The organism is Pelosinus sp. UFO1, from assembly GCF_000725345.1.
GTDB lineage: Bacteria > Bacillota > Negativicutes > DSM-13327 > DSM-13327 > Pelosinus.
In genome coordinates this window covers 99513-114790 of the sequence record NZ_CP008852.1, presented here as the reverse complement: position 1 = coordinate 114790, position 15278 = coordinate 99513, and the positions used below count along the sequence as shown (strand labels likewise).

Annotated in this window: 12 protein-coding genes; 3 read left to right on the top strand and 9 right to left on the bottom strand. The window is 39.2% G+C overall.

Going from position 1 to position 15278, the window contains the following annotated elements; translation table 11 throughout:
• Nucleotides 1-147 precede the first annotated feature (147 nt).
• From UFO1_RS00465 to UFO1_RS00450, 4 genes are all read right to left on the bottom strand, one after another.
• Nucleotides 148-1512, bottom strand: coding sequence for a sigma-54-dependent Fis family transcriptional regulator (locus tag UFO1_RS00465; protein ID WP_051788765.1), 1365 nt, complete (start codon nucleotides 1510-1512; stop codon nucleotides 148-150).
• Between the two features lie 240 nt (nucleotides 1513-1752).
• A complete protein-coding gene (locus tag UFO1_RS00460; protein ID WP_144390850.1) occupies nucleotides 1753-2946 on the bottom strand; it encodes an amidohydrolase family protein in 1194 nt (397 codons plus the stop codon).
• A gap of 163 nt (nucleotides 2947-3109) precedes the next feature.
• Nucleotides 3110-3688 carry an RNA 2',3'-cyclic phosphodiesterase gene (gene thpR, locus UFO1_RS00455; RefSeq protein ID WP_038666491.1) on the bottom strand — a complete coding sequence of 193 codons (579 nt, stop codon included), beginning with the start codon at nucleotides 3686-3688 and terminating at the stop codon, nucleotides 3110-3112.
• A gap of 262 nt (nucleotides 3689-3950) precedes the next feature.
• Nucleotides 3951-5426, bottom strand: coding sequence for an RNB domain-containing ribonuclease (locus tag UFO1_RS00450; RefSeq protein ID WP_038666488.1), 1476 nt, complete (start codon nucleotides 5424-5426; stop codon nucleotides 3951-3953).
• A 440-nt stretch (nucleotides 5427-5866) separates the two neighbouring features.
• Between UFO1_RS00450 and UFO1_RS00445 the strand changes: the two genes are divergently transcribed.
• Genes UFO1_RS00445 through UFO1_RS00435 form a run of 3 tightly spaced genes read left to right on the top strand, consistent with a single transcriptional unit; the run spans nucleotide 5867 to nucleotide 10295 of the window.
• The gene (locus UFO1_RS00445; protein ID WP_038666485.1) at nucleotides 5867-7789 is read left to right on the top strand and encodes a PrkA family serine protein kinase; all 1923 of its coding nucleotides are present in this window, start codon (nucleotides 5867-5869) and stop codon (nucleotides 7787-7789) included.
• 29 nt (nucleotides 7790-7818) lie between these two features.
• Complete coding sequence (gene yhbH, locus UFO1_RS00440) at nucleotides 7819-8997, top strand: sporulation protein YhbH (RefSeq protein ID WP_038666482.1); 1179 nt, start codon at nucleotides 7819-7821, stop codon at nucleotides 8995-8997.
• Nucleotides 8997-10295 carry a SpoVR family protein gene (locus tag UFO1_RS00435; protein ID WP_038666479.1) on the top strand — a complete coding sequence of 433 codons (1299 nt, stop codon included), beginning with the start codon at nucleotides 8997-8999 and terminating at the stop codon, nucleotides 10293-10295. Before yhbH ends, UFO1_RS00435 begins: the two co-directional genes overlap by 1 nt.
• A gap of 85 nt (nucleotides 10296-10380) precedes the next feature.
• Here UFO1_RS00435 and UFO1_RS00430 read toward each other — a convergent pair whose 3' ends face one another.
• The 5 genes from UFO1_RS00430 to UFO1_RS23935 all read right to left on the bottom strand — a co-directional run bounded on the left by UFO1_RS00430 (nucleotide 10381) and on the right by UFO1_RS23935 (nucleotide 15188).
• Nucleotides 10381-11766: a PhoH family protein gene (locus UFO1_RS00430; RefSeq protein WP_038666477.1), complete on the bottom strand. Its 1386-nt coding sequence runs from the start codon at nucleotides 11764-11766 to the stop codon at nucleotides 10381-10383.
• 136 nt (nucleotides 11767-11902) lie between these two features.
• Entirely contained in the window at nucleotides 11903-12040 is a 138-nt protein-coding gene (locus tag UFO1_RS25065) for a hypothetical protein (RefSeq protein WP_158442757.1), read from the bottom strand.
• A gap of 18 nt (nucleotides 12041-12058) precedes the next feature.
• Nucleotides 12059-13138, bottom strand: coding sequence for a 6-phosphofructokinase (locus tag UFO1_RS00425; protein ID WP_038666473.1), 1080 nt, complete (start codon nucleotides 13136-13138; stop codon nucleotides 12059-12061).
• Nucleotides 13139-13295: 157 nt separating this feature from the next.
• Nucleotides 13296-13769: a redoxin domain-containing protein gene (locus tag UFO1_RS00420; protein WP_038666470.1), complete on the bottom strand. Its 474-nt coding sequence runs from the start codon at nucleotides 13767-13769 to the stop codon at nucleotides 13296-13298.
• A gap of 237 nt (nucleotides 13770-14006) precedes the next feature.
• Nucleotides 14007-15188 (bottom strand): methyl-accepting chemotaxis protein, encoded by a 1182-nt coding sequence (locus UFO1_RS23935; protein ID WP_051788764.1) that lies wholly within the window; start codon nucleotides 15186-15188, stop codon nucleotides 14007-14009.
• Nucleotides 15189-15278: the final 90 nt, after the last annotated feature.

Here is a 15278-nt window from a genome sequence, read left to right as displayed (position 1 = left end):
AGCATTACTTAAATATTGCAATAACCGTGCCAATGGATACTAGTTTCAATAAATGCGCGAATTTTCAATCAAAAAGACTCCTAGGCTTCCACCCAGGAGTCTTTTTGCCGTCTCTTTAGAAGACAGAGTTGCACCCAAAAGCTACACTCATATGTTTAGTTTATTCATTTTTTTGTATAGTACTGAGCGCTGCATATTCAACATTCGCGCTGCTTGGGTTTTATTTCCCTTCATTTTTTCTAAAGCGTTTAAAATAAGGTCTCGCTCTGTTTCTTGCATACAACCACGAAAGCCTGCATCCACATTCACCGTTACATTGTTAAGCTCTCTTTCCCAAGGCCTAACAGGAATGTTGCGAATATTAATAATGTGATCATCACTCCAATTGATCGCCTGCTCAAGCCGATTTTCCAATTCGCGCACATTTCCAGGCCAACTATACGTTTTCATAATTTCAATGGATTCCTGGGAAACTCCCGTTGCATCCGCACCTATTTTCCGATTTATGCGCTGAATTAAAGCATCAATTAGCATTGGTAAATCTTCAATTCGCTCTCGTAAGGCAGGCATATTGATTTCCAACACGTTGAGGCGATAATAAAGGTCTTCGCGAAATTTCTTTTCTTTCACCAGTTGTACAAGGTCAGTGTGAGTGGAGGCCATAACCCGCACGTCTAATTTGGTAGGAACCGTAGATCCAATGCGCCAAACTTCCCTGTCTTGCAATACCCGAAGCAGCTTGACCTGCATATATAGAGGCATATCGCCTATTTCGTCCAGCAATATAGTTCCACCATCAGCCAGTTCAAACTTTCCGAGTTTTCCTCCCTTTTTTGCTCCAGTGAAGGCGCCATCGACATAACCAAACAATTCTGATTCGAGAAGATTTTCCGGAATAGCACCGCAGTTCACACTGATAAACGGTCCCTCCCGCCGGACAGAACGAGTGTGAACCGCCTGAGCAATAACTTCTTTGCCGGTACCGCTTTCTCCCGTAATCAACAAAGTGGAACTAGTCCGCGAAGCTCTCCTCGCCAGTTTCTTCACATATAACATCGGCGGTGTTTCCCCAATAATATCGCGGCATGTACAAAGCGTACTCTTCATGCAGTTCTCCGTCTTTACCGGTCGCGACAGCTTATCCACAATTTCCTTGGCAATGGTTTGGTCAGGAAACAAAGTCTTAACCATTGCTCCTACAGTCTGCCCGCCACTTTTCAGAGGAAATCGGGCCACCAAAAATTCCCTGGCGTTAATTTTTAATGTCTCACCCCAAATAGAATAGCCCTGCCCAACTGTTTCGAACAACCGGCAAGAAGGAATCACATCCCAGATTTTCTTACCGACTACATCCTCTTCTACGCAATTTAGAATTTCTAAAAAAAATGAGTTTACAAAAAAGACATTTCCGTTTTCGTCAATTGCCATACTTCCCTCAAAGGGATTATCCAGGATCATCTTTAATCTGACATCAAACTGCTCATTACAGTATTTAGAATCTGCAACGTTCATAATCAAACCGCTCCTCTTCGTATTACTATTTTTAAGCCATACACCATAAATGTCTCTTTTAGAGACGGTTATGGTGTTTTTCCGAACACTATCCTTGAAAAATGACTTTAATTGCTACACTTATAATATTATTGATTGAAAAGCTTGTCTATATCATATTTTGCGCCAGACAATAAAAAGCATCATTTATCTAACTGATAAATGATGCTTGATCAGTAACTACTTATGACACAGCCGCCTTTAAAGATTATAAATCCTTATAGCATTTTCACGAAGAATTTTTCGTGCAATAACTATAGCTGTATCTTCATCAATAATATCTTCATCAATCATACCACTCAGTGCAAAATAAACTGCAGCCCTGCCAGTTTTTGCACAGGTATAAATATACCGTTCTCCCCAAAGTACATCTGACCCATAAATTATTTTATCCCATAATATTGGTTTTTCCAGCCATCCCCGCAGCATTTTCGCGATAACTTTCGGATGATTAGCAAACATAATCCTACCTGAGATATCAATGCAAACGTTATTGGGAGTTAATCCACCTAAAGCAAGTATCTCTGCACTTCCATAACGAGGGTATCCGCCATGTAAAATAATGATTTTTGCATTTTTTAGTTCTTCATCTTCAAGCATATTGGAAAGATTGAGCGGATCAAAATAATTCACATAGTTATCCGTAATAGCAAAGTGAAACTGCACAGCCATATCGTATTTCACAATTTTACGCATGATATACCAGACGAATAAATCCTGCAACTTAGTATAGGCCTGCTGGTCACCGCCCTTAGCGGCTTCATATAACGCCGGTCCTTCTTCCATATTAATTCTTTCAAAAGAAGTATCTCGTGCGTAAGCCATGGCAAATTTAAAAGCAGCTGAGTTCTCCTGCAAATAACTTTCTAAGACATGGTCAATAAAGACTAGGTAGCTTTTAAATCCATCATCCTTATATTGGAATTTCATCTTTAATTCAGCTAAGGAATATTCAAAATAACCGAGGAAATACTTACTTAATGGACGTTTTTTTAAGTATGAGTTGTCAAAGGGAAACACTAATGGGTCAACAGAGGGAACAAAGCGAATATTCGCTTTGTTTTTCAATCCCTCTGGCAATGCTATATTTGCCATAAGCACTTCAACCCCAGCCTGGTCCATAATATCGTCAATCCAGTCAGCAATGGCAAGTCTCTTTTGGTTATATATTGCGGCTAATTCGTTTCTTTTAGCCAGATCCTGAATATCGCTGCGCTCAAAACCATAAAGACTGGCATAGCTCTCGTAATGTAATTCCCGTAGAAAGGGAAATCCACCACAGCTTTCCTCTGGAGTTTTATATTCATCCGTCGCAAACGGTATTCTCCGGTCTTCCGGCAGTTCTGAAAAGTACATTGCAAAACCTGGGTGACCATGATCGTCAATAATTTTCATTGTTTCAATTATGTTCCTCAAACGGTCATACGTAATGAACGACCTCCTCTTAATTTGCGGATTTCTGTCTGTGATTGAGCGTGTCTTTATATTACTTTATTTACCAAACACACGAAAACTCCTGCCAAATTCTACAAAATATGGCAGGAGTTCTTTAGCCTTTTCACTTCGTATCTGTGTCTATCAACTTAAATGTCTCTACTATATTATATATACGCTTTCCCTGCTCTACATTGCTCGATAGTAAACAAAAATGATCTATATTGAAACAGGAAAGTTGCCCAATATCAAACTCTCCTTCCTCTTGATCCAACAAGAAGTCCTTGTCGATAAAGTCAACATCACGGGCTAAGGTAACATGTGGATGATAGCCACGAGTCTCAGCTGGAAACCCTAACTCTTGCATACGTCCTACAATACTGGTTTGAAGCTGTAACAGTACTTCCATCTCTCCCTTTACTCCTACCCAAACTACACGTACTGGATTCTTATGTCCAAAAGAACCTAGGTGTGCATTGAATGATAACTTAAATGGGGAATTCACTTTCGCTACTGTCTGTAACAAACGTATAATGTCTTCGATTCTGTTTTCAGATGTTTCCCCTAAAAACTGTAATGTAAGATGTAAGTTATGTTTCGATGGAAAGCGCCCTCTTCGCACCTTTTTCCTTAGTAGATTTTGTAGGGAGTGAAGTTCGGCAATAATCTGTTCTGGGAGCTCTATTCCTATGAACAATCTCATTTTAAAAACCTCCAAAACTTTTTGATAACTTTACATTGCTATATATTGCCCCCTTTTTTATCCAACGACTCGCCATTGATCTAGGATTTTTTTATTCCATTCTCCCAATAGCCATACCCAATAGTGGTACTATATTTTTTTAATCCGTCTATAGTACCATCCTCCTTTGTCCGTGTCCTATATAATACGAAACTCCTGCTAAATTCTAGGAGTTTTAGCAGGAGCTCTGTCGTTATTGTAAATGATGCGCACTAACCATCCCTTATCTTACCTTTTTAAAGTCAATATAACCCCGTTCTACATCAACGCGAATTAGCTGTACGCGAAGCCTAAGACCAATATCCTCACCTTCAAAGTTACCCTGTAATCGCCCTTCAATAGGAGGGTGCAGCAGACGAACCCACGTCCCCTTATCAGATGCTCCAGTGATAATCGCATCAAAGGTTTCTCCAATCCTGGATTCCAGAAGAATGGCAGCGGCGGATTTTTCAACCTGCCGTTCCACTTTCTGCGCTGCATTCTCAGCTTCCGTGCAGTGCTTTGCCAGCGTTACAAGTTCATCATTTTCATAAGGAATAGAATTTCCTGCTATCGCTGCCTTCAGTAATCGTTGGGTAATTAAATCTGGATACCGGCGGTTCGGTGCTGTGGAATGAGCATAATCTTTAACCGCGAGACCAAAGTGTCCAATAGAATCTTCGCCTGGAAGCTCTACGACATATTCACCAGGTCCTAATAACTTGATAATGCTAAGAGAAAGATCGGGAAAATGAAGCGGATCGGCGGCTTTTGATAACACCAGAAATTGATCTAATGCCTTTGAGTCGGGCTCCTTAGGTAGTATGAAGTTTAACTCCCCGGCAAGCTCAACGATCCGTTCCCATCGTTTGGGCTTGCGAACAACGCGTCGTATTGACGGAAAATTTTTAGCTGTGAGGTATTGCGCGGTTACGCTGTTAGCCGCAATCATGAAATCCTCAATTATATCTTTGGCACTGTTCCGTTTTTCTACTTCTAAGTCTTTGATCTTATCTTCGTGAAAAACAGGGCGAGCTTTTATCGTTTCAAAATCAAGCGCCCCATGCATGTGCCTGAGGGCCTTTAGCTTTTTTGCCACTTGATTTTGCAGTAAAATGTTTTCTGCAAGGCCATTAACTGCACTAATTGCCTCAGGCATAGGTCCACTACCTTCGAGCCAAGCCGCAACACTATTATATGCAAGCTTTGCGTGATTACGGACTATGGCTTTATAAATCTGCGAACTTTGCATCGATCCATCCTCGGCAATGATTATCTCAACAACGAGGGCAAAGCGATCTTCTTCATAATTAAGAGAGGTAATATCTGTCGAGATTTTCTCAGGTAACATGGGGAATATCTGCGCAGCGGTATAGACCGAAGTAGCATTATGCTTTGCATGATCATCAATTGCAGAGGACTTCTTGACGAAGGCATCAACATCCGCAATCGCAATATAAATCTTTGTAGCTCCCTCTGACATCTCTATCGCAGTGGTAAGCTGATCCAAATCGTTTGAATCATCATTGTCGATGGAACACCACAAAAGATTTCTAAGATCTTGTGTCGACTCTTCAAATTTAGAAATATTACTATCCATTCCGTTAAGCTGGTCAATTGCCTGAACAGAAAAATCCGGAAGGAGTCTCCGGTCTATCATAGCCTGTCGTGCAATTTGCTGCAACCTAGAACGGTCTTGTACTTCTTTTGTATTACTCATATTACACCTTCCTATAAAAGAATCAGAATTTATCGTATGTAATCTTTTTACGCTGCACTGTTTTAAATACCTGTAGTTCGGCGATACCAGATGCCGCCCTTAAAATATAATAAATTTATAATTATTTTAATGTATGAAATTCGCCAAATTTTTGAGGAAACCTCTATAATTCACATGAGTAGAAAAAGGCATTAGCTGCGATAAATCCTAAAGAGGCTTAAATAAATTAAATTAGAGTGATATTCGCTGTACGGCATTGCATATCTATTATATAAATTCCCCATGAAGCCTCTGGATTTATTCATAGTATATAATCGCATAAAAGATATTACATGGCATGATGTTATGATCAGCATGATAAAAAGGCAATTTTCATTTGGGAATTAAAATCTTAATTGCATCTTAGCTTTTACAATTGAAAGTTAAGGAGAGGGGCGGCAATGAGTAATTTTGATGACTTGATAAAAAAGGATCGGGAGGCAAAAAAGCATCAGCAGTTTAGTGGTTCGCTTCTTGATTATCTAGATGTCGTTAAGGAAAATCCCAAGGTATCTATATTAGCACATCAACGAATGTATGAACTATTGATTGCGAATGGTGTGAAAACAATCAAGACTGAGGAATACCCCCGGTTGAAACGAATTTACGGTAATGATGTATTGAAGCGTTATATATATTTTGAAAACGATTTTTTTGGTATCGACAAAACAATTATGAAAATTATGCGTTATTTCCATTCGGCTGGCATGAAGGGGGAAGAATCTCGCCAAGTGCTATATTTTGTTGGGCCAGTTGGAGCGGGTAAATCTTCTATCTTGGAAGCGTTAAAGCGGGCTCTGGAAATGAGTCCTCCTATTTATGTAATTAAAGATTGTCCAATGCGTGAAGAGCCATTACATCTAATTCCTAAACATCTCAGACCTAAATTTGAGCAATTATTAGGAGTAAAAATTGAGGGTGATCTTTGTCCGATTTGTCGATATCGTTTAAAAAATGAATATCATGGTGAGTTTGAACGTTTTCCCATAACAACCTCTGAATTCTCCACTCGAGCCCGTAAAGGAATTGGCATGGTGCCGCCAGTTGACCCGAATAACCAAGATACATCGGTGCTCATTGGGTCTGTTGATATTTCTAAAATGGATCTTTATGCTGAAGATGATCCTAGGGTATTATCGCTAAACGGGGCGTTTAATGTAGGCAATCGAGGTTTGGTTGAATTTATTGAGGTTTTTAAAAATGATGTTGAGTATTTGCATAATATGATTACTGCTACACAAGAAAAGTCGATAACCTCCCCGGGCAAAGGATCAATGATTTACTTTGATGGCATTATTTTAGCCCACTCGAATGAAGCGGAATGGAATAAATTTAAATCAGATCATACAAATGAAGCTATTTTAGATCGGATTGTTAAAATTGAGGTTCCTTATTGTCTAGAGTTGGATGAAGAAGTTAAGATTTACCAAAAGATTTTAAAAAATAGTAATTTTGATGCTCATATTGCCCCACACACCATTGAAATGGCATCCATGTTTGCAATATTAACTCGGTTAACACCATCAACTAAGGCTGATCCATTAACAAAGTTGAAAATATATAATGGCGAGGAAATCGTCGAAAACGGCTCAACTAAAAAATTAGATATTTTCGAGCTGCGGGATGAAGCAAATCGAGAGGGTATGACTGGTATCTCTACTCGTTTTATTATGAAAGCGATCGATGTGGCGTTATCTGAATCAGAGAATAATTGTATCAACCCGATCAGTATTCTAGATAATCTAATTAAGGCCGTTAAGGAAATGGTCATTGCAGAGGATGATAAAAAACGGTATTTAGGTTTTTTGCAAGATACAATAAAAAAGGAATATCACAAAATCCTCGAAAAAGAAATCACACGGGCTTTTATACACGGCTATCGCGAACAGGCTGAAAGTTTGTTTAATAATTATTTAGATCATGCTGAAGCGTTTGCTAACTCAACTAAGATCAAAGATAAAAATACTGGAGAGGAATTAGAACCTGACATCAAGTTCCTTCAGTCCATAGAGGAACAAATTGGTGTTTTCAATGCATCAGCTCGTGGTTTTCGCCAGGATGTTACTGCTTATATGTTCTCGGTATTACGTAATGGAGGCACAATTGATTACCAGAGCTATGAACCATTAAAAGAAGCCATTGAGAAGAAATTAACGGCTGCAGTGAAAGAATTATCTCGTATTATCACCAAGGCCAGGGTGCGGGACGGTGAACAAGATTCCAAGTATAATGTCATGGAAGAAGAAATGAAATGTAACGGTTATTGTGATCATTGCTGTAATGTCATCTTAAAATATGCGGCCAATAATCTTTGGAAGGACTAAGGCCTTTCGTGTTAGGGAGGTAGTAGATTGTGGCTATTTTTAAAGATAGGGATATGAGTCAGTCCGACCGTTCAGCGTGGGACCGGAAACGCCACCGGCAATTGGTGGAAGAGAGCATAAAAAAGAATTTGGGCGATATTATCGCCGAAGAAAGTATTATTGGGCAAAGTAAGGATAAAAAAATTAAAATTCCCATTAAGGGTATTAAAGAATATCAATTTATTTACGGGAAAAATACTGGCGGTACGGGTACAGGGACTGGCGGGGAACAAAAAGGTCAGGTCCTCGGTAAGGCCAACGGGCAGCAAGAAGCAGGACTGGGGCAACCAGGCAATGACCCTGGTGAGGATGTTTATGAAACGGAAGTTACAATAGAAGAACTTACAAATTATCTTTTCGAAGACTTACAGTTACCGGATATAGAGCGGAAAAAGTTCGCCCTGATCGAATCAGAATACAAGTTTAAACGCTCAGGATTTCAACGCAAGGGCATCTCGCCACGCTTAAATAAAAAAAGATCAACCATCCAAAAACTTAAGAGAACACAAATGAATAAACGAGACCCTCAGGACAGCGAGGCAGAGCCTATACCTGATCGCATACCATTTCATGAGGATGATCTGCGGTATAGCCGAATTAAAAAAGATGTTCGTAAACATTCAAATGCTATCATTATTTGCATTATGGACACCTCTGGATCGATGGATCAAACTAAAAAATATCTGGCCCGTAGTTTTTATTTTCTACTGTACCAATTCGTTCGCTGGAAGTATGAGCATGTCGAGGTTGCCTTTATAGCCCATACGACGGAAGCCCACGAAGTGAACGAAGATGACTTCTTCCACCGTGGCGAGACAGGCGGAACGTACATTAGCAGTGGATATACCAAAGCTCTAGAAATTATTGAACAACGATATAATCCAAGCATTTGGAACATTTATACATTTCATTGCTCCGACGGTGACAATTGGAGTGAAGATAATAGTAAAGCTGTTGACTTGGTAAAGCAGCTATGTAACATCAGCAATCTATTTGGGTATTGCGAAATTAATACCAATAAGATGTATGCCAGCTCTATAAGCAAAGAATATGAGAAGCACCTCAATCTAGATAATTTTGTTATAGTAACTATGAATAGTAAGGCAGATATTTGGCCAGCATTTAGGAAAATTTTAGATAAGGAATCTACTCCCGGGGGGAATAGCTGATGTCAGACTATAGCATAAACAAATTAGAGGATTGGAATGAAAAAATCGAGAAATTGGTTATAGCTGCAGGACTCGACTGTTATGAGCAACACTTTGAAATTTGCAGTTATGAAGATATGCTGTGCTATGAGGCATATTTAGGTATCCCCTCCCATTATCCACACTGGAGCTTTGGTAAAGCCTACGATAGACAAAAAAGTCTTTATCAATATAACGTTGTTGGCTTACCTTACGAATTAGTGATTAATTCCGATCCTTGTATTGCCTATCTTATGAAAGATAATACATTGCTGACTCAAATCTTAACAATGGCCCATGTATACGGACATAATGATTTTTTTAAAAATAATCGTTTATTCAAGCGTGATACACGAGCTAATATAGAAGTTGATATGTTTAAAACCCATGCCAATCGTATACGAGAATACATACAAGACCCAAGTATTGGACCAGACAAGGTAGAACGAATTTTGAATGCTGCCCACGGACTTAAATTTCAAGTGAGCCGCAATGGGGAAGGAAAACAACCTGATAAGGTACAACGTAACTTAGAGGCAAATCAACCTGTACCTGAAAGGCTGCAAGGTGACTTATTAGCTTATCTAGCCGAGAGAGGCAATTTGACTGAATGGGAACGTGATTTGATCAATATCGTCCGAAGAGAATCCATTTATTTTATTCCTCAAATAGAAACCAAGATTATGAATGAGGGATGGGCCAGCTATTGGCATTATCAGTTGATGAATCAGCTCGACTTACCCCAAGGTCTCCACCTGGAATTTTTGAAACTTCATAATTTGGTAATCTGTCCTCACAAAGGGAGGATTAATCCCTATTTTGTAGGATTTAAAATCTTTGAATACTTGGATAAACAACCCGGCGGGCGGGAAAAAATTATGTCGATACGAGCTGAGGATCGTGATCAGTCTTTTATACGCCGGCATTTGAACCAACAATTGTGCGAAGAGCTACAATTATTCTCCTATGGTATTCAAGATGACAATATTGTCGTTACAGAAGTATCTAATGAAGATGGTTGGAGAGCCGTGCGAGATAATCTGGCTAATTCTGTTGGTTTAGGTAGTATACCAGTAATCCAGCCCTCATCAGTAGAAAATGGCACCTTAATTTTGGAGCATATCTACGATAGTCGGGAATTAGAGTTAAAACACGCTCAAGAAACTATCAAATATGTTGTTGATCTTTGGGGCGGAAAAGTAGATTTGCGAACAAAGATAGATAATGACATTAGAATTATCAGTTGTAGTGAAGCTAAAATAGTGACTGTACATAGCTAAGCGTTTAGGTTAAAAAAGGACTGTATGACAAATTAATGTCATACAGTCCTTTTTATACTTTCCCCTATATTGATCTTATTTTTTGTTATAACCTCATCGCAGCTTCAGCCGCTAAGGGAGACCGTTCACACTCTTCAGGTAACATAGTTACTTGAAAACATAATTTTGATCCCATCATTTTTTCACTGGCATAGCTTAAACCGTTGGATTGGCTATCCAGTAAAGGATTATCAATTTGCGCTGGATCTCCAAGTAAAATTATTTTAGTACCGAGACCAGGGCGAGTGAGTACGGCCTTGGATTGGCGCGGAGTAGCATTTTGCATCTCATCGAAGATGACCCAATATTTTTGTAGTGACCGACCTCGTTGATATGCTAATGCTTCTGTTTGAATGATACGTTTCTCAAAGAGCATGTTAACCGTATCTTCCGTTTGCAGCACGTCTCTATCTTCCATAGAAGAACTTCCTGACATTAATGTAAATAAATTATCTTTAATAGCTCGCATGTAGGGTTCGATTTTTTCAGCCTCTGTTCCAGGAAGGAAGCCTATGCCCTCGTCTAGCATTGAATTTGGACGACAGATAAGAATATGTTGATATTGTTTTGGGCGGCATTCCATATAGTTGTAAAGTCCTACTGCTAAGGAATAAAACGTCTTAGCAGTTCCTGAAATTCCTTTTAAAATAACTAGAGGTGCCTCATCGGCACTCATCATGAGGCATTCTTGCATGAAAATTTGACCCACATTTTTAGGAACTACTCCAAAAGGATTACGATTTTGATATTGTAAGTGAATTACTTTTTTACCGTCAAATCTGCCTAGCGCGGTATGGCGGTCATTATCTGTTGACTTTATTAGCAGAAATTGATTGGTAATAAAAGTGGCAGGAATTAATATACCTGCCTGATTATCGAAAATATATAGTTTATCAGGATCTATCCACCGATTGTCATCTTCATGGAAAGCATTGATTACGTCACTAGAGGTATAAACAATTATACGACCAGTATATTGCTCCTCAATGCTTGAAACTTTATCATTACGAAAATCCTCAGCCTGAATTTTCAGGATGGATGACTTGACACGCATATTGGTATCGCGGCTCACCAAAACAGCCTGTTGACCGCTCTCGACCAGTCCCTTACAAACTTGTAGAATACGATTGTCGGCTTTATCCTTCTCCCAATAAATAGGCATATTCGTAGCTGTATGATTGGACTCTAGAATAAGAGTTCCGCCATTGTCGTTTAAAGGTACTCCTTCTAACAGATTACCTTGGGTACGCATATTATCAATAATGCGGCTAACGTGGCGACTGTTAGCACCTCGTTCTGTTGATTCTCGCTTAAATCGATCTAGTTCTTCAATAACAACTTCGGGAATTACCACTGTATGTTCATTAAAAGCGTATAGAGCATTCGGTGAGTGCAGCAAAACATTAGTGTCTATGACATAATATTTTTTCAACAGAATTCCTCCCTTTATTGAGAACCTCTTCTCCTTTCCAGTATAGGTTGTCCAAGGGACTGCTGCGTTAGGAATTCATTAAATTTATATTAATATTTGGTTTGTAGTTATATGAGATACAAGGCATTTAAGCGCTCTACGCAATTGGTAAGACAAGCCATTTAGGAATAAGCGGTAAATTCCTAATTAATTCGACCAGGTTCCCTGTCCGCTTGTCAATTATATTGGTGAAAAGATACGGAAAAGCAGCTTGCTGAATACGCGGTTTTAACACATTAATTCCCCTTTTCCTTTAGTCACCAAAAGAAATTCCCAGAGATCGTCCAGTTTTAATCAAATCATGTGTAGTTGGAACTAAATAGGGGATTCCAACTACATCAATTAAATTAACTGAGACAATTTCGTTATTTTGTAATGCCACCATTGTCTTGAAATTTTTATTAATGATTGCATTTACTGCAGCCTCACCGTATCGGGTAGACAATACCCTATCATACGCAGTCGGACTACCACCACGTTGAAGATGGCCTAATACTGTAGATCTACATTCCACTGGCAGTAAATTTTCTAACTCGTGAGCAATTTTATCACTTATGCCACCTAATCGTATTGTTTCAGGACAATTATTTACTATCCTTGCTACGGATAAATTCCCATTAATAGGTTTAGCTCCTTCGGCCACTACAATAATGCTGAACAAAGTTCCTTTCTGCTGTCGTAACTTAATTTTCTCAATAATGGAATCCCACTTAAAAGGAATCTCAGGAATTATAATGCAATCCGCTCCACCAGCTATACCACTATGAAGAGCAATCCACCCTGCATAGCGTCCCATTACTTCTAGGATCATTACCCTATGATGGGATTCGGCAGTTGTATGCAATCGATCTAACGCTTCTGTCGCGATGCTAACGGCTGTATCGAAGCCGAAGGTTCTCTCTGTTTTAGGTAAGTCATTATCAATTGACTTTGGAACACCAACTACGGGAAATCCTAATTCTGCAATTTTACTTGCAATCTTAAGTGTCCCATCACCACCAATTACAATTAAGGCTTCTATATCTCGTTGTTTAAGATTAAATAAAACTTGCCGTGACATATCCTTGTAAACAAGTTCGCCGTGGTCGATGCACTGATATTTAAAAGGATTATCTCTATTTGTAGTCCCTAATATTGTTCCTCCACGAGGTAATATACCAGAAACGCTTTCAGGACCAAGTATAGATAGGTCATCCTCAACTAAACCTTTAAACCCATTTTTCACCCCATAGACCTCTATCCCATTTGAATGTGCAGTCTTATAAACTGCCCTTATTACTGCATTTAATCCCGGGCAATCCCCACCACCAGTTAATACTGCAATTGTCTTCAAATTTAAAAACTCCTTTCATTATTGCTAGTGCTATTTCTTCTGGGAAATAAGTTGTCATCTTTAAACGAAACTTACTTTTATACATCTACATTTCCTATATAATACAAAACTCCTGCCAAATTAAAACAGAATTTGGCAGGAGTTCTTTAGTTATTCGTTATTTTAAAGCTTGCGGATTGCCCAAAATGTTTAAGACTTCATTTATATCAGGCAACTCCTCCAGAGGATAAACTTTCACCCATGTGACTTTACCATTTTCATCAATGAGAACATTGGCACGTTGAGAAAATCCGTCTTTATCAAGAAAAAGACCATAATCTTGGGCAACCTTTCCGTGTGGCCAGAAGTCCGCAGGGAGGCTGACATTCGTAATATTAAGCTCACTTGACCAGGCTTTTTTACACGGCGAGGAGTCGACACTAAACCCTAGGGGAATGGTGTTGGCCTCTTTGAATTTTTCAAAATTAACTTCCAGTGCTTTCATTTGTTTAGCACAAACTGGTGTCCAAGCAAGGGGATGCCAGGAGAGTAGCACCTTTTTTCCTCTATAGTCTGATAGGCGTATGTCCTTTTCGTTATTATCTTTTACAACAAAGTCTGGTGCCGAATCTCCCACTGCAATAAGTCTCATGCTGAATCTCCTTTTTCTAGTTTACCAATATATTATTTCCTAAAGTAACTATTTTATTAGAGAATCAGCAGGAAACCCTAGATCAACCAAACCTCGGTCTACTTTCACTAAAGCATTTCACAGCCTGTATCCTTATTTTCCCAAAGGATCCTCCAGCCTGCCTTCGCCGTTAAAAGATGATAGAATTTCTACGTACCATCTGTTAACGGCAAATCTATTTAACGTCAAAATAAATTCCTAGTCTGCTGTATTCAGCTCTACGACAGAATCCAACAGCTTATCCGTCATATTGCTGATATTCCCTAATGCGTTAAAAATCTTCAAAACAGATTGATTACCGGACTTAGCATTCTCCGTTACCTCTAGAAAAATGCTCTGATTACTGCTCAGCTCATTAGACACAGCATCTAAAGAAGGGGCGATCTGCGCTACGACTTCCTGAATTTCAGTGATAACTTTGCGGATTGTTTCCGTTGATTTTTGGCTTTCAGCAGCTAATTTACCTACCTCTCTAGCCACAACTGCGAACCCGCGCCCAACTTCCCCTACCCTTGCAGCCTCTATCGTCGCATTTAATGCTAACAGATTGGTCTGTGAGGAAATGTGTTTAATGGAGTCAACGATATTACCGACATTCTTAGTTGATTTCTCCAGCTGTATGGAAAGATCTTGGACACTTCTTATTTTGCCAACCCCTTGAGCCATCTGGCTGCTGAGGGTGCTGAATGCTTGGATTTCGTCTTTGATAGTGTTTGCCATTGTATCTGTTATTGAGGTGATCTCTTGGATTTGCGAGGCTAGCTTGTTAGAGTTATCAGATACGTTCGATGCTAATTGACGCTGATTAAGTAAGGTTAGTGATCTCATCAATTCACAAGCAGAACTTACATTGGTGACTCGCTTACAAGCTATAACCCTTGCCCCAGGACGAATATGCTGTTTATATTGAGTCATCAATACCCCCTTTGAGCCAACAATCGCGTCAACACCAACAATAAGCTCTGCCTTTTCTAGCGCACTTACCATCTCTTCGGAGGATATTTCATCATAGGCGATGACCTCAAATACAATGTGGTCAATGGTCATATCTAAACAATATTGTATTAGTGTCTTTGCGTAGCTCATACTATTATTAAATATGGTAACCCGTTGACCTTTGGGTAGCTTAGCCAAATCAATGAAAAATCGATTTTCAGGAACCATCTGGATTCCAACTATCTTTCCCTCAGGAACAAATTTAGCTACCTCATCCTTTCTCGATGAGATACAGACAAACAGGTCAGCTTGTTGGTGATCCGGCAAACCACTTAGGGTATATGCTTTGCCTTCTATCGATGGTCCTAATACAGCTTGCACTGCAGTTAGGATTTCTTGTGCGACTAATTGATCACCTGCAGTAGTAATAACTTTAGTACTCATTCAAATTCCCCCTATAACGTCTACTAATATGATAATTTAGATGAAAAAAGTTTTCACGTTAGGATAATTTTACTAATTATATCATGAAAA